The sequence below is a fragment of the Neobacillus vireti genome (assembly GCF_036962345.1).
GTDB classification, from domain to species: domain Bacteria; phylum Bacillota; class Bacilli; order Bacillales; family Cytobacillaceae; genus Neobacillus; species Neobacillus vireti_A.
Window position 1 is genome coordinate 32,580 of sequence record NZ_JBALNB010000029.1, and the last position, 16,180, is coordinate 48,759.

The following is a 16,180-nucleotide window of genomic DNA, read 5'->3' on the forward strand; positions in this document are numbered from 1 at the left end:
ATGAAGCTTGATCGGATACTCCCCTTTGCTAAAAAATTACTTGAAAATGCAGTTACCAGTGGTGATGTGGCCGTTGACGCTACCGTTGGGAATGGTCATGATACACTATTTATCGCCAATCTTGTCGGTCCCAGCGGCAAAGTTTATGGATTTGATGTCCAAGAGGATGCCATACGTACGAGTACAGAAAGACTGCAGCAACATGGAATAAAGGAGCGAGTGACCATCTTTCATGCAGGTCATGAAGTGCTATCTGAGTTAATCCCTGTAGAACATCATGGAAAAATAACTGCAGCAATCTTTAACTTAGGTTATTTACCAGGCAGTGATAAATCAATTGTTACAAAGCCCGAAACCACCATTTCTTCAATTGAGCAGCTACTTACGATTATGGCTCCAGAAGGAATTATTATCCTAGTCATTTACCATGGACATGAAGAGGGAGCTATTGAACGTGAGGCCTTATTAAGGTATTGTAAGGAAATTGACCAAAAAAGAGCGCATGTCCTGCAGTACCGATTTATGAACCAACAGAATAATCCCCCCTTTATTGTTGCAATTGAAAAAAGATAACCCAGGCCGCTGATGATAACGGGTTTACTTCAAAGGGGCAAACATAGTAAAACACATAGGAAAACGCACTTGAATTCACAATATAATTCACAGTGCGTTTTTTATTGATTTATAAACATTTCGATGTATTTCATTCGTCCGTTTCGCCCTAATTCACATAGTAAATCACAGGGTATGAATTAATTAATGGAGGGTGTGTGAATTCTTTGTGATTTAGTGAGTGAATGAATAGCATTCACGAAGGTTATTGGATATTTATGTTAAAATGAGTTAATTCTGAAAATGTTATAATTAAAATGTAAACTAATTGGAATTTAATAAAAAACCTTATTCAATTAAAGGTCCATTTTCTGTAATAAATATGACAAATCGAAGCCGAAATATTAAAACAATGGAAATGATTAACTTGACAAGAAATAAAAAGAAATGAATGAAATGATTCGTTAGTCATATTTCCCTGGACTTTGGACATCCTCTTAATATGTAGATTGCTAAGGAGGAAAGACGAAGACGAAAGAAAATGAAGAACAACCGAAAGTTAAAGATTTTGAAGTTGAACAAATACTTGGTGACTTCCAATACTAAGAGACACGCATTCTCATTTCCTGTTGAAGAGGATTGAGTTTAAAGGACATTTTCACGGAGGCGAAAAATGGAACGAATTTTGTTTATTTTCTTATCTGTATTTTGTATCTCCTTATTAACTGCTTGTAGTGAGCAAACAAATGAAACAGATAATAATACAGATCAAAAAAATGTTACACAGAATGGTAATGGTAAAACAACTAATATAAATTATTCCAAACAAATTCAAAATACACAAGAACAACAAAAAATGAAGTCACAAATGGGAAAATTGGATTTCAGTGAAATTGAATTAGAGGTATCTTACGGGGAACAAAAAGAGTATGAAGCTGGGATTAATTACGACAACTCAGGTTTAATTGGTGGGGAAGTTGATGATGATATAAACAATGAACACCTGAAGGGGAAAGTTGCATTCGACAGTATTTATCCAAAAGTTGAAAAACTGACTATTTCTAAAGACACGAACAAAAAGGATGCTATCGATCAAATATTAAAGTCATTTAACCTTCATGCAGACTATAACAAATTCGAGCTGGAAATCATCTTCAATGATGGCACTCAAATAGAATTTGTGGATTAAAAAAGAGACAGCCGAGGAAAGTTCCTTGGTTATTTTTTATCAGTCTTCAGACCTTCCCCAAACTCTAAATTAACGGGAACTTATCCTTAATATGATTTTAGCAAATTATCTTCCACAATTGGGCGCGATTGTGGAATAAGCGTCTTTTCTTTATTCAACTAACTGGGTGCTTTAGTGAAATACGATAATACAAAAAAAGGCTTAGAGTTGGAATAACTCTAAGCCTTTTTGACTGTGATTTGTGTTGTGAAAGTTATGCTATTTACTGCGTGATGAGGTCGGTAATTTGACGTTTTGCACCTCAAGTAAACCCGTTACGCTGATGTTGCCTGGTTTTTATTTTACAATAGGTCGAGTAAAAAGGGATGGGACCATCCTTTGTACGGAGCGATAGGCAATACAATTGATATAAAAGAAATAGCTGGTGATACCACCTGTCTTAATCATATCTTTTGCTAATTTCCGTATACTCTTCTGCTTGCGAACCTTACCATCCGATAAATAAATTCCTAATAAACCACGGTTGATCAGCTGATGGAACTTTTTATGCGGCAGGAACTCAGTATGTCGGTCTGCCTCATAAACAAAGTGTTTCAATCGATTAAAAAGGGTTTCTTGATTTTCGTAATAAAAGCAAAAGTTTAAGTCGCCGCCTTCACGGTCTTCCTCTTGATCGATAAAATAGTCCAATAAAATGTGGAGCCCTTGTATGTAGGGAAAATACCCTTTCCGGATATTTTCTGCATCCTCGGCTCGGAAATCCTCTCTCATCGCATAAGAAATTAGACAGAATATCCCTAATGTTGAGCCAGAACAAGCAGAAAATTCATACCATTCCATTTCAGGAAGATTGTGTTGGTGGTCTCCAAACCATTTTTCTAGCCGCGGCACACGCTCTTCTTGAATAACATGCTTGTGTATTTGCAACTTACAATAATATTCACAGAGTTCTATAAGGTAGTTTTGGATTAAAGGATAATGCTTCAACTCTCTTAAAACAGATCGACATGTTTCAGCAAGATCATTCAGATAATTTCCATCGTTTTGATCATCACGAAGCCGATAATAATTTTTAGGGCCTGCTCCTATTGTAAGAGCATCGTGCATGGATTCATGGAGGGCGGCAAAATCCATGGGATCGAGCGAGGTGCTTCGGTCACAGAGATTATCTAAGTAATCACTAATCGTTTGATAAGCAACAATAAATTTTACCGCTTTTTTATACTCATCCTTGGCTGAAAGAGCTAGAATCGCTCCTCCTTCACAATGAAACGTTTTATGTTCAATACTGGCAAGAGCCTGTGTTCGAAGCTCTTGATTAGGGATACTTTCTGCACGGTACCTCCAAAATCTCAGTTCTTGATGAACTGCTGGAATAATTTTACGATAAACCTTCGACATGAGTTTGATTGGCATCATGGAGAAATCTCCCCTTTCTTAAAGCTGTATTTGTAACGATTAAAACTTCTTAAACAATATATCCTATTGCTTTTAATTGGCTGGTGACAAAATCCTTGGCGTATTCAAATACGTCTTCCCGTTCTGGTTCATTAAAAATTTCATGATAAAGCTTTGGCCATTCCTTAAATCTCTTTTCTGATAAAGGTGCATGGTTGAACCAGTCCTTAACAGGACCCTTATGAACAATTTTATCATCACCCGCTTGCATGACGAGCATGGCTACATCCCTTGTGCCTTCAATCGATAAAAATGCCTCCTTCATAGCACTTACTAATTCGCGGTACCATCTAACCGAGACTTTCGTGATATAGAGAGTATCATTTTCATCTGCATCAATAACATCCTTATTCCTGGTTGCCATATCGACTGTTATCCCCGAATTCATTTTTAGTGATGGAAAAACAACATTGATCCCATGTGACAGCACATCTAAAAATTTGGACGGCTTATGAACTAGACCAAGGCACGGGGAGGAAAGTATCACTCCTGCTAGATTCAATTTTTCTTCCTGCAGCAATCGGATAGAAATTAAGCCTCCCATACTATGACCTAATAGAAAGACCGGAAGTTCATAACGATAGGCTGCTTTTATCCAATCCTTCACTTCTATTATGTACTCATCAAAAGAATCGATATGGCCTCTGCGGGATCTAGTTGTCATACCTTGTCCAGGAAGATCACCCATAATGACATGAAATCCAGACCTGCGCCACATTTCGATGAGCCAGCCGTAACGTCCATGATGTTCCATTGCCCCATGCACCATCACGATTACAGCCTTCGCTTCCCCTTCTGCTTCCCACTTCCACATCGTTTTTCCCCCTAGAAAATAATTCTATTTAGTATAATATTAGAATGAATATCTATTTCAGTCAAAAAGGAGTGACTCAGAATGATTTATCCGTATAAAGGAAAATACCCAAAAATTTCAGACTCAGCATTTATTGCAGATTTTACCACGATTACAGGGGATGTTGAAATTGGCGATGAATCAAGTGTTTGGTTTAATTCAGTTATCAGAGGCGATGTCGCCCCTACTATTATCGGCAAAAAAGTGAACATCCAAGACAACTCAGTTCTTCACCAAAGCCCGAACAATCCATTGATTATTGAAGATGATGTAACGGTCGGTCATCAGGTTATTCTACATAGCTGTATCATTCGTAAAAAGGCTTTAATCGGGATGGGGTCAATCATTCTAGATCAAGCTGAAATTGGGGAAGGTGCTTTTATTGGTGCAGGCAGTCTCGTGCCTCAAGGGAAAAAGATTCCTCCTAATACATTAGCATTTGGCAGACCAGCCAAAGTTATTAGAGAATTAAATGAGCACGATATTAAAGAAATGAATAGGATTTATACAGAATATGCAGAGAAAGCCCAGTATTATAAATCCCTGCAAAAATAAAAAGTGCAAAAGCACCCATAAATCTTTTATGGGTGCTAAAACGTTAATTTTTCATTGTCTGTAATTCTTTTTGGCCGAAAAAGGAGTATTTACCTTCTACATAAACCTGATGCCAAACCATAAAAATGAGCACTGTCCAGATTTTACGGCTGTTATCCGCTTTCCCTTGACAGTGGTCTTCAAGCAGATTTAACACATACGATTTATTGAACAAATGATCCGTGGAACTTTCACGAATAATGGTTTTTGCCCATTCATTCATTTCATTTTTCAACCAATGGCGAATCGGCACTGGAAAACCAAGTTTTTTACGGGTTAGAACATGCTCAGGAACGATTCCTTCTGCTGCTTTTCGTAAAATATACTTCGTTGTTCCATTAGCTGTTTTCAAGCTGGTTGGAATTTTAGAAGCTGTTTCGAATACCACTTTATCTAGGAATGGAACACGGAGTTCAAGTGAATGAGCCATTGTCATTTTATCTGCTTTTAATAAAATATCCCCGCGCATCCATGTATGAATATCAATGTATTGCATCCGGTCAACAGGATCATAACCTCTTGTTTCTGCATAGAGAGGTTTGGTGATATCCATGTGGTTTAAACCTTCACGGTATACAGAAAGCAGTTCTTTCTTTTCTGTTTCGGTAAACATTTTGGCATTGCCAATATACCGTTCTTCCATAGGCGTTACTCCACGTTCAATGAAGCTCTTCCCTTTCATTCCTTCCGGCATCATGTTGGCAATCCCTTTTAATAATACTTTTCCTACTCGAGGGATTTTATTAAACACCTCTAAATCTTGCGGTTCACGATAAATATTGTAGCCGCCGAACAATTCATCTGCACCTTCACCTGAAAGAACAACCGTAACATGCTTTCTAGCCTCCCGAGCCACAAAGTACAATGGGATAGCCGCTGGGTCTGCAAGTGGATCGTCCATATGCCAAATAATTTTCGGGAGTTCATTCATATATTCTTGTGGTGTTATCACATAGCTGATGTTTTCTACCCCAAGCTTATCTGCCGTTTCTTTCGCTACATCGATTTCACTGAATCCCTGATGCTCGAAACCAACAGAAAACGTCTTAATCGCTGGGTGAAATTGTTTGGCAATCGATGCAATGATCGAAGAATCAATTCCGCCAGAAAGAAACGACCCTACTGGCACATCACTTCTCATGTGCATTTTTACAGAATCAATTAACACATCTTGTATTTCTTTGATAAAATCTGATTCTGATTTTTGTACAGGGTTAAAATGTGCTTTCCAATACCTTTTAATTTCCATTGGAGAGCCAATCTTTTTCGTATAATAATGTCCTGGTTCTAACTTGTGAATGCCCTTAGACATCGTGCTAGGTTCCGGGACAAATTGATACGTTAGATAGTGCTGCAGGGAGTCATAGTCCAAGACATCATTTTCGAGAGCTAAAAGAATACTCTTTTTCTCTGAAGCAAAGAAAGTCCTCTCTCCATCAACGAAATAAAAGTACGGTTTAATTCCGAATGGGTCCCTGGCACCAAATAAAGTTTGTTCTTGTTTATCCCAAATCGTAAAGGCAAACATTCCCCGTAGTTTTTCTACGGCTTTTTCTTTCAAATGGCTGTAAAGCGCAATAATAACCTCTGTATCAGAGTGTGTCGCGAACTCTAAGCCTTCTTTGAGTAATTCTTCACGAAGTTCTACATAGTTATAAATCTCACCATTAAAAATGATCCAATAACGCTCATTTTCATATGTTAATGGCTGATGACCGCATTCAATATCAATAATACTTAAGCGGCGAAAACCAAATTGAACATGATCATCATAGAAGAAACCATCATCATCGGGTCCACGATGGGTTATTATATCGTTCATATTTTTGAATAGTTGTTTTTGATCATCACGATAGTTTTGTTCCTTGTCGTGTACACAACCAATAAAACCACACATTATGTACCTCACCTACTCCAATCTAAATAGCTAACTAAAAATATACCTTCTTATCCTACCACTATTTTTTCAAAAATGGCAGTGTGAAAGGTAGGAAAATTCCGGCATTCTATCAGTTTTCACTAAATTTCTTTGACTTAAACTTTGACGTTAAACGTACAAAAGGAGTTACATATAACATGCAACTCCCATACTTTTTCTAACTATTAGCTTGTTGACGTAAAGTGTCAGCTTTATCCGTACGCTCCCAGGGAAGATCCACATCTGTACGGCCAAAATGGCCATAAGCAGCTGTTTGTTTGTAGATGGGGCGACGAAGGTCTAACATTTTAATGATTCCTGCTGGGCGAAGGTCAAAGTTTTTATCAACAAGATTCACTAACACGTCTTCGCTCACAGTTCCAGTACCAAAAGTATCGATAGAAATGGAAACTGGTCTTGCAACCCCAATTGCATAAGCAAGTTGAACTTCAACCTTATCCGCAAGTCCTGCTGCTACAATATTCTTAGCAACATAACGCGCCGCGTATGCTGCAGAACGGTCAACTTTAGTTGGATCTTTACCAGAGAATGCACCGCCGCCATGACGCGCATAACCGCCGTAAGTATCTACAATAATTTTCCGTCCTGTTAAGCCGGCATCTCCTTGAGGACCGCCAATAACGAATCGCCCAGTTGGGTTAATGAAATACTTCGTATTGTCATCAATTAATTCTTTTGGAACCACTGGATTAATAACATATTCCTTCAAGTTTCGCTGGATTTGCTCTAAGGTGACTTCAGGATTATGCTGAGTTGAAATGACAATCGTATCAATTCGAACAGGTTTATCGTTTTCATCATATTCAACCGTTACTTGTGTTTTACCGTCCGGACGAAGGTAATCAAGTACAGAATCCTTACGTACCTCTGTTAGTTTGCGTGCAAGCTTGTGTGCCAGAGAAATAGGAAGAGGCATAAGCTCCTTTGTTTCATTACAAGCAAATCCGAACATTAATCCCTGGTCCCCTGCACCAATAGCCTCAATTTGTTCATCAGACATTAGACCTTCACGTGCTTCAAGTGCCTGGTCAACTCCCATGGCGATATCAGGACTTTGCTCACCAATGGAGGTTAGAACGGCACATGTTTCGGAGTCAAAGCCATATTTAGCACGATCATACCCAATACCTTTAACCGTTTCACGAACAATTTTTGGAATATCAACGTAAGTAGAGGTAGTGATTTCACCTGCAACTAAGACTAATCCAGTTGTTACAGAAGTTTCACAAGCAACTCGGGCATTTGCGTCCTTTGCTAGAATTGCATCCAATATCGAATCAGAAATTTGATCACAGATTTTATCCGGGTGACCCTCTGTAACTGATTCAGAAGTGAACAAACGAGCGTTTCTTGACATCTGATTTCCTCCTTATTATGAGATAAATCAAGATTCTATGAAGGTGACAGGAATACTTCTAGAACCTATGACATTGATACGGTACTCATTCCCTTAGTATGAAATAAACAAAGGATTTTTATTAATAGCACTTTTAATAAAAGGTCTTATACAAAACAAAAAACCTTACCACATGAGGAAAGGTTGTCTCGGGCCTTTCACTCTTATCGTTCAAGGCGGCAGCCTTGCGTCAGATTAGCACCTTCGCACTCCGAGAATAGAATCGCCTATAACGATCATTTCTCATGAAGCAGGTTGCTGGGTTTCATAGGGCCTGTCCCTCCACCAGCTCAGGATAAGAGAGTATCCGTTCAAATTACCATCTTACTTGAACTTAACGAATAAAGTCAATGAAATATTTAGTAAAATTAGGATATAGGTACAAACTTTTACCACTCTTAAAAATCCTGTGTTTATTAGCACCTAATTTCGTCAATTAGTATAGATTATTCACTTCATTGTGTTATACTATTTACGAATATATTGAATATTAAAAACACGAAAAGGAAGGGTTCCCTGAGATGAATTCTGTTCATATCCCAAATGATTTAAGCCAATTGTTGGAAGGAAGTAATGTACACATTCAATTGTCTGTACCACAATTAGTTGAAAAAATCTTATCCAGGAATGAAGGCGTTTTAACCTCTACTGGTGCTATAAGTGTGTCTACTGGTAAATATACAGGCAGATCTCCACAGGACAAATTTATTGTCCAAGAAGAATCAATTAAAGATAAAATTGATTGGGGTCATTCAAATCAGCCGATTTCAGCGGATGTTTTCAACAGTCTCCTTCAGAAAGTTTTGGATTATCTTAAACAAAAAAATGAGTTATTTGTTTTTAAAGGATTTGCCGGTGCGGATAAAAAGACTCAGCTGCCCATTCAAATTATTAATGAATATGCCTGGCATAATTTATTTGCTCATCAATTGTTCATCCGTCCTAGTGATGAAGAATTGATGACGCACACACCAGGTTTCACAATCATTTCAGCTCCTAATTTCAAAGCTGATCCTATGATTGACGGAACCAAATCAGAAACGTTCATTATTATCTCTTTCGAACAACGTACAATAATAATTGGCGGAACAGAATATGCAGGCGAAATAAAAAAGGCGATCTTTTCGATTATGAACTACCTGTTACCTGAAAATAATATTTTCTCGATGCATTGTTCTGCAAATGTTGGTGTAGAAGGTGATGTCGCACTATTTTTCGGTCTTTCTGGTACCGGTAAAACCACTTTATCTGCAGACCCAAAACGCCGTTTAATCGGCGATGATGAGCATGGGTGGTCATCCACTGGTGTCTTTAATATTGAAGGTGGCTGTTATGCCAAAACCATTAATCTTTCCAGGGAAAAAGAACCACAAATTTTCGACGCCATCCATTTTGGCTCTGTACTTGAAAATGTTGTACTTAATCCTGTAACTAGGATAGCAGATTACGATGATTCGTCTTTGACCGAAAATACACGGGCTGCTTATCCAATTTATGCCATTGATAATGTGATTCTGCCAAGTATTGCAGGTCACCCAAATACAATTGTTTTTTTAACAGCTGATGCATTCGGTGTATTGCCGCCAATTTCTAAATTAACAAGAGAGCAAGCGTTGTATCATTTCTTGAGCGGTTATACATCCAAGCTTGCAGGAACAGAGCGTGGCGTAACCTCTCCAGAGGCAACCTTCTCAACCTGCTTTGGCGCACCATTCCTTCCATTACCTGCAACAAGATACGCTGAAATGCTTGGTGAAAAGATACTTGAGCATAATGCAACGGTCTTTCTTGTTAACACTGGCTGGACTGGAGGAGAATATGGAGTCGGCAGCCGCATGAAGCTTTCCTATACAAGGGCGATGGTTCAGGCTGCAATTGAAGGAGAACTAAACCATGTAGAAACAGTGAAGGATGATATTTTTGGCCTTCATATTCCACTCCACATTGCCGGTGTTCCGGATGAGGTACTCCAGCCAAGCAAAACATGGGCAGACCCACAAGCATATGAAGAGAAAGCAAAAGAATTAGCAGGAAAATTCCGTGAAAACTTTAAAAAATTCACCAAGGTCCCCGCTGAAATTGAAGTAGAAGGTGGACCGGTCGCTTAAAAAGCAAAACCCTTATCTTTGTCGATAAGGGTTTTGTTATTTAATTCGTAGAATTTAATGAAATTAATTGATACGTTAACCAAGTGCTGTTATTTTGCCATTCGATCTTTTGAATAACTCCAGTTCCACACGGATCACTTTCAATTGTTTTTCTAACATCAATTGGGATATCAATTGGATAAAGACGATAGCCTTCTTTTTCTAGTACGAAAAGATTTTCTCCTACCCTTTTTTCACGGCCTTTTGTTACAATTATTGTATTCAACTCAAAAGGCATACCCATATGAATCCGCTCCTCTTTATTGGACTTACTATCATTTTATCATCTTTTGATTTGATATTTCATCCACTTCGCTAAATCCTTTACGATTTTTCTATTCATCACGGGAGGAAAGTAATGAGTAAAATCATTAAAATACCAGCATTCCACCGGCTTATTTAACATCTTAAGTCTTCTTTCGAGTCTGTAGGCATGCTCTACAGATACATTTTGGTCATTTACTCCATGAATAATTAAAACAGGCTGGGTAAGATTTTCAAGTTCATATAGCGGGGTACGTGCTTCATATCTTTCTGGATATTTACCAGGTGTACCGCCAATTACCCTTTTCATCATTTTCCTCAAGTCTTTTCTCTCTTCGTAAGTTAAGAACATGTCCGATACTCCACCCCAAGTGACAATCGAAGCAGCTTCCGGAAACTCGAGTCCTGTCATCAAAGCCATGACTCCGCCTCGGGAAAATCCAAATATATGGATAGGACCTACCCGGGATAAAGATTTTAAAAGCAGATAGGCACTAAAGGCGTCCTCTCTATCCTCTCCAGCAAAATCCTCATTCCCCTCTCCGCCTTGATTTCCCCGATAGTAAGGAGCAAATACAATAAATCCTTCAGAAGCAAACTGAGCGATTCTCGCTGGTCTCACCATTCCAACATTTTTAATTCCGCCTCGAAGATATAAAAATCCATCATAGTTCCCCTTTATTTTCGGTTCTGCCAGCATTCCCTTCACTTTCAATCCATTTGAAAGATAGGTAATCACCCTTAATTCCACATTCGGATTCGGTGAAGGGAAGCGATGAACCTCGATAATTACTCCATTTTGTTTGTTCACCTTTACATTTCACCTTTCAAATTTAATAAAAATAGGCATTCACACATTTCATTCTCCTTCATACGATACATTAGGCCAGCAGCCCAGATTTTTTATTGTAAAAAGGAGGTTTTGGTGTGAAAAAATGGTTGAAATTTAGTCTCTCCTCTCTTCTAATTGTGATTCTTATGTTTTCAATCGCCGCATGTAATACCACTGAAAAGACTGAAACGGAGAAAATAGAAAAGGTCCGTCTTGTAGAAGTTACCCGTTCCATCTTCTATGCTCCTGAATATGTTGCCATTGCCAAAGGATTCTTTAAGGAAGAGGGCTTAGACGTTGAATTATCAACAGCCTTTGGTGGAGACAAAACCATGACTGCTCTGCTCTCTAATGGTGCAGACATTGCACTTGTCGGCTCTGAAACTTCTATTTATGTGTATGCCCAAGGTTCAAATGACCCAGTTATTAACTTTGCCCAGCTTACACAAACAGATGGTACCTTCTTAGTATCGAGAGATAAAATTGAAAATTTCTCATGGGATCTATTAAAAGGGTCGACATTTTTAGGTCAGCGTACGGGCGGCATGCCGCAAATGGTCGGCGAATTCGTTCTTAAAAAACACGGAATTGATCCACATCAAGATTTAAATTTGATTCAAAACATTGACTTTGCAAACATCCCTAGTGCGTTCGCTTCAGGAACTGGAGATTTCGTCCAATTATTTGAACCACAGGCTAGTATTTTTGAAAAAGAAGGAAAGGGACATATTATTGCCTCCTTTGGAACAGAGTCCGGGCATGTACCGTATACAACCTTTATGGCTAAAGATAGTTATATGAAAGAAAACAAGGACATCGTAGAAAAATTCACTAGAGCGATCTTTAAAGCTCAGCAATGGGTCGATACACATACTTCAGATGAAGTGGCTAAGTCGATTGAGTCCTATTTCCCTGATACAGATATAGAACTTATTAGTACTGTAGTTGATCGATATAAAGAGCAAGGATCCTTCGCAACAGACCCAATCCTCGATGTTGAAGAATGGAATAATCTTCAGGATATTATGAACGAAGCAGGTGAACTCCCTCAAGAGGTAGAACACAAAACACTTGTAAATACAGAAATTGCAGAAAAGGTTAAAAATGAATAATTAAATTTGGAGGCCGTCCAAAATGAGTTTCTTAGCAATTAAGGATGTTCATCACACATATTTCACTAAAGCCTCTGCAACCACGGCCCTCTCCGATATAACAATTCAAGTGGAGGAAGGAGAGTTTGTCTCTTTCCTCGGCCCTAGCGGCTGTGGTAAAACAACTTTACTTTCAATCATTGCCGGGCTAATAAAACCAACCCAAGGAAGTATTATGCTTGAAAACAAACCACTCTCAGGAGAAAAAAATCAAATCGGTTATATGCTCCAGCAGGATTATTTATTCCCTTGGAAAACGATTGAAGAAAATATCCTCCTTGGCCTTAAATTATCAAATCAATTGAATGAAAAGACCAAATTGGCTGCCCTGGATCTTCTAAAGCAAATGGGTTTAAACGGCATTGAAAAACAGCTGCCTAAGCAGCTATCGGGCGGAATGAGACAGAGAGCTGCTCTGGTAAGAACACTGGCAACTGAACCCAAACTTCTTATGCTAGACGAACCTTTTTCGGCACTAGACTACCAAACAAAGTTAAAGCTGGAGGATTTAGTATCCAATACACTGGATACATTCGGGAAAACAGCCATCCTGGTAACACATGATATCGGTGAAGCCATTGCCATGAGTGATCGAGTTGTGCTCTTTTCACCAGGTCCAGGCAGAATTCATAAGGTATTTGATATGCCAGATGAACTTAAGAATTTGTCACCTTTCAACGCTAGAAATCATGAAGCATTCTCAAGTATCTTTCAGACAATATGGAAGGAGTTGGATTCACTTGAACCAAGAAAAAAATAATGTGAACCTTCTCCATAAAAAGTATTTACAAACATTAACGGTTGAAAAAAGATGGGTCCGTTTTTACCAACTGATGATATTTTTACTCTTTTTTTCCGGCTGGGAAATTTCAAGTCAACAGCGGTGGATCGATCCCCTTCTTTTCAGTTCACCATCTAAAATTTGGAGTTTATTTCTAGAAAAAATCCAAGACGGTTCCTTATTATCTAACCTTAGTGTAACCTTAACAGAAACAATTTTTGGTTTTATTCTGGGTACTTTACTCGGGACCATATTAGCTGCATTGCTTTGGTGGTCTCCGATATTTTCAAAAATTATTGACCCTTATCTTGTCGTTTTAAATGCAATGCCGAAGGTGGCCTTAGGACCAATCTTGATTGTTGCTCTTGGACCTGGTTATCCATCCATTATTGCAATGGGAGCGATTATCTCGGTTATTATTACCACCATTGTCGTTTATACCTCGTTTAAAGAGGTGGACCCGAACTATATTAAAGTACTGCAAACATTTGGCGCCACTCGTTTTCAGTGCTTTAAGGAAGCCATCCTGCCGGCCAGTTTTCCAACCATTATCTCCACCTTGAAGGTGAATGTTGGATTATCGTGGGTTGGTGTCATTGTCGGAGAATTTTTAGTTTCCTCTAAGGGACTAGGTTACTTCATTATTTACGGTTTCCAAGTATTTAATTTTACCTTAGTCTTTTTATCCTTAATGGTCATTGCCGTGGTTGCCACGATTATGTATCAGCTTGTGGACCTATTAGAGAAAAAACTTATCAAGGAATAGCGGCTTATTAAAATTTGTCGCTATTCTTTTCATTTTGAAGTTTATTAATTTGCTTAAAACACTCCTGAATTACTTCATCCTTCATAATAAAGCTGTATTCCTGACCAAACCGCAGCTGTAGAATATCTCCTTTTACTGCAACGGGTCCGTTGGTCTCATGATAGTTATTCGTTTTATCAACCGTTTTTATTTTTCCCCAAAAAACGGCCTTCACAAATGAATCTTTTTCATCTGTTACCCTATATTCTGCTATTTGTAACAGTTCGTCGATGATCCCGCCCGTTTCCTCATAAACTTCCCGGTGAGCAGCATCGCTTAGAGATTCATCTGTTTCTACTTTCCCCCCTGGAAATTCCAGTCCCCGAACTTTATGATTCGTTAAATACCAGTGATCTTTATACTGACAAATGACAAGCACATGCTTTGCCTTTTGCTGAAAAGTATTGGCTGCAAGAGACAGCTCCACCTTGTTTCCGAATGCATCTAAAAATTCTATCATTCTTGCCCTCCCCTTGACTCACTATTCCATTTATTATAATCGAAAAAACGGAAAACCCCCATAAACAGGATTTTCCGTTTAAATTAATTTTCTTTAGGTAAAATATTCATTGATTCAATATGATTTCTTGCCTCATTATCACCAAGTTGATAAATCATTCCATACACTTGCTCAATGGTTTTGTCGTATGCATCGTTTTCACGGTCATAATGATATTGAACATATGGAACATGGGCTCTAAAGAAGTTTTGCCATTCGGTTGAATAGTTTTGATCAAATAATTCTCTCAACTCGGTAATTTCCTCATCATTTGCCTGAATTTTAAAGCTCCACGTGGAGGCTGTGGCACTTTGGGAAATTTCGCCGGTCCCAACATCTATATAATAAGTCTTTTTTTGCTGATTCATTTTGTCATCCCCTTACTGGTAGTATTTAAAATTTCCCACAATCAAATAAAATTTATTCTTTTTCAAATTTCGACTAATTTTTTTGCGATGAATCAGGTATAATTGTCATAATATTAAGAAAATGATTTTTCATTTTTTACTATTCTTTTGCAGCAAGATAGAGGATATTTTTCATCATTAAGGGAATTGAATAAGTAAGGAAAAAATTTAAGTATTCTACGGAGGTGTACAAGATGAGACTGGTCGATGAATTATTTCAAATGTATCGAGACAAGCTGACAGGTGATGAAGAAGATATTGATATGTTAGCATTCGCCTTCTTAGAAGAAATGTCACATGAAGATCTACTGCACTTGATTCAGGAAATGGATAAACAAGAATTATACGATTTAATGGGGCTTTATTTAATTGAGAGTTTAAAAGGTAAATTTGCACAGGAAGAGTACGGACAGCAGCGCACCCATACTTACTATCCAAGAAATATTCACTGATTTGTACATACAAGGATAAAGGAACTGCTGACCGCAGTTTCTTTTTTTGTTAAAAAGGTATTAAACCGTGCTAAAATATAGTGAATAAGGGGAGGAGACAAAATGTATACGATATTTGTGGTAAGTATTATTATCATCATCGTGGTTCTATTGCTGGCCGTTATTACGACTTCAAAAGCATATTCCTATAAGCATACAGTGGATCCGATTAATGATAATCCTCATCTAGAAAACGATAAAATAGAAGATGAAGTGAAAAAGCTTTAAAAAAAATTCCTATTCATAACGAATAGGAATTTTCCTTTTAGTTTAAGCAAAAACCTGCTTTAAGTCCTCTTTGCTTTGTTCAAGCCAAAAACGCATTAAACGTTTTGCTCCATCTAAATCATGAAGTTTTGCTTGCCCGCATTGTCTTTCGTTTGCTGCCGGTATCTCCGTTATTTCAACGGCAGTCTTCATCGTATCTTCTAGAAGGTCGATGACTTCTTCAACTGTTGGCTCGCCGCTAACAACCAAATAGTAGCCAGTCTGACAACCCATTGGAGAAATATCAATAATATCGAAATGATCATATTTCTCTACATGTGCACGGAGATTAAAAGCCAGCAAATGTTCTAATGTATGAATAACATCCGGCTTCATAGCCTGTTTATTAGGCTGACAAAAGCGGATATCATATTTATTAACGATACCGTCACTACCTACCTTATGTACACCGCAATGTCTAACATAAGGGGCTTTAACCGCATTATGATCTAAATCAAAGCTTTCTACTGATGGCATTCTTTCTCCACTCCTTTTTATCATCTAAATAGTATCATACAATATATTCCGAGTTTTTTCATCAACATTGTAATATTT

General features: G+C 38.1%; 18 protein-coding genes and 1 riboswitch. Of the genes, 9 read left to right on the forward strand and 9 right to left on the reverse strand.

Annotated features, from left to right (window positions below; genetic code table 11):
* Together V7108_RS26330 and V7108_RS26335 are read left to right on the forward strand one after the other, a co-directional pair.
* The gene (locus V7108_RS26330) at positions 1–573 is read left to right on the forward strand and encodes a tRNA (mnm(5)s(2)U34)-methyltransferase (RefSeq protein ID WP_335569833.1); all 573 of its coding nucleotides are present in this window, start codon (positions 1–3) and stop codon (positions 571–573) included.
* A 652-nt stretch (positions 574–1,225) separates the two neighbouring features.
* Positions 1,226–1,741 (forward strand): YusW family protein, encoded by a 516-nt coding sequence (locus V7108_RS26335; protein WP_335512761.1) that lies wholly within the window; start codon positions 1,226–1,228, stop codon positions 1,739–1,741.
* A 336-nt stretch (positions 1,742–2,077) separates the two neighbouring features.
* Here V7108_RS26335 and V7108_RS26340 read toward each other — a convergent pair whose 3' ends face one another.
* Entirely contained in the window at positions 2,078–3,160 is a 1,083-nt protein-coding gene (locus V7108_RS26340) for a tetraprenyl-beta-curcumene synthase family protein (RefSeq protein ID WP_335512763.1), read from the reverse strand.
* Between the two features lie 49 nt (positions 3,161–3,209).
* A complete protein-coding gene (locus V7108_RS26345; protein ID WP_335512766.1) occupies positions 3,210–4,013 on the reverse strand; it encodes an alpha/beta hydrolase in 804 nt (267 codons plus the stop codon).
* Between the two features lie 81 nt (positions 4,014–4,094).
* On the opposite strand from V7108_RS26345, the gene V7108_RS26350 reads away from it, so the two are divergent.
* Positions 4,095–4,607: a gamma carbonic anhydrase gene (locus V7108_RS26350; protein WP_335512768.1), complete on the forward strand. Its 513-nt coding sequence runs from the start codon at positions 4,095–4,097 to the stop codon at positions 4,605–4,607.
* Positions 4,608–4,650: 43 nt separating this feature from the next.
* Here V7108_RS26350 and asnB read toward each other — a convergent pair whose 3' ends face one another.
* On the reverse strand, positions 4,651–6,543 hold the full coding sequence (gene asnB / locus V7108_RS26355) for an asparagine synthase (glutamine-hydrolyzing) (protein ID WP_335569834.1): 1,893 nt from the start codon (positions 6,541–6,543) through the stop codon (positions 4,651–4,653).
* Between the two features lie 199 nt (positions 6,544–6,742).
* Positions 6,743–7,942 carry a methionine adenosyltransferase gene (metK, locus tag V7108_RS26360; RefSeq protein WP_335512772.1) on the reverse strand — a complete coding sequence of 400 codons (1,200 nt, stop codon included), beginning with the start codon at positions 7,940–7,942 and terminating at the stop codon, positions 6,743–6,745.
* Positions 7,943–8,142: 200 nt separating this feature from the next.
* Positions 8,143–8,283, reverse strand: a riboswitch (SAM riboswitch).
* Between the two features lie 219 nt (positions 8,284–8,502).
* Here metK and pckA point away from each other — a divergent pair.
* Positions 8,503–10,089, forward strand: a complete 1,587-nt coding sequence (gene pckA, locus V7108_RS26365) for a phosphoenolpyruvate carboxykinase (ATP) (protein WP_335569835.1) — start codon at positions 8,503–8,505, stop codon at positions 10,087–10,089.
* A gap of 40 nt (positions 10,090–10,129) precedes the next feature.
* On the opposite strand, the gene V7108_RS26370 is transcribed toward pckA, so the two are convergent.
* Complete coding sequence (locus V7108_RS26370) at positions 10,130–10,372, reverse strand: DUF2584 domain-containing protein (protein WP_335512775.1); 243 nt, start codon at positions 10,370–10,372, stop codon at positions 10,130–10,132.
* A 39-nt stretch (positions 10,373–10,411) separates the two neighbouring features.
* Complete coding sequence (locus V7108_RS26375; protein WP_335512776.1) at positions 10,412–11,203, reverse strand: alpha/beta hydrolase family protein; 792 nt, start codon at positions 11,201–11,203, stop codon at positions 10,412–10,414.
* A gap of 116 nt (positions 11,204–11,319) precedes the next feature.
* Here V7108_RS26375 and V7108_RS26380 point away from each other — a divergent pair, with 116 nt between their 5' ends.
* Genes V7108_RS26380 through V7108_RS26390 form a run of 3 tightly spaced genes read left to right on the forward strand, consistent with a single transcriptional unit; the run spans position 11,320 to position 13,922 of the window.
* Complete coding sequence (locus V7108_RS26380) at positions 11,320–12,336, forward strand: ABC transporter substrate-binding protein (protein WP_335569836.1); 1,017 nt, start codon at positions 11,320–11,322, stop codon at positions 12,334–12,336.
* 22 nt (positions 12,337–12,358) lie between these two features.
* Positions 12,359–13,135, forward strand: a complete 777-nt coding sequence (locus tag V7108_RS26385) for an ABC transporter ATP-binding protein (RefSeq protein ID WP_335569837.1) — start codon at positions 12,359–12,361, stop codon at positions 13,133–13,135.
* Entirely contained in the window at positions 13,116–13,922 is an 807-nt protein-coding gene (locus tag V7108_RS26390; protein ID WP_335569838.1) for an ABC transporter permease, read from the forward strand. The genes V7108_RS26385 and V7108_RS26390 overlap by 20 nt, the downstream gene beginning before the upstream one ends.
* A gap of 7 nt (positions 13,923–13,929) precedes the next feature.
* Here the strand turns inward: V7108_RS26390 and ytkD are convergent, their stop codons facing one another.
* Positions 13,930–14,421: an RNA deprotection pyrophosphohydrolase gene (gene ytkD, locus V7108_RS26395; RefSeq protein WP_335569839.1), complete on the reverse strand. Its 492-nt coding sequence runs from the start codon at positions 14,419–14,421 to the stop codon at positions 13,930–13,932.
* 83 nt (positions 14,422–14,504) lie between these two features.
* Entirely contained in the window at positions 14,505–14,828 is a 324-nt protein-coding gene (locus tag V7108_RS26400) for a hydrolase (protein ID WP_335512785.1), read from the reverse strand.
* A 233-nt stretch (positions 14,829–15,061) separates the two neighbouring features.
* Between V7108_RS26400 and V7108_RS26405 the strand changes: the two genes are divergently transcribed.
* Positions 15,062–15,319: a DUF6154 family protein gene (locus tag V7108_RS26405; protein WP_045523809.1), complete on the forward strand. Its 258-nt coding sequence runs from the start codon at positions 15,062–15,064 to the stop codon at positions 15,317–15,319.
* A gap of 102 nt (positions 15,320–15,421) precedes the next feature.
* Entirely contained in the window at positions 15,422–15,586 is a 165-nt protein-coding gene (ytzI, locus tag V7108_RS26410) for a YtzI protein (RefSeq protein WP_335520711.1), read from the forward strand.
* Between the two features lie 42 nt (positions 15,587–15,628).
* Here the strand turns inward: ytzI and V7108_RS26415 are convergent, their stop codons facing one another.
* Positions 15,629–16,102 (reverse strand): S-ribosylhomocysteine lyase, encoded by a 474-nt coding sequence (locus V7108_RS26415; protein WP_335569840.1) that lies wholly within the window; start codon positions 16,100–16,102, stop codon positions 15,629–15,631.
* Positions 16,103–16,180: the final 78 nt, after the last annotated feature.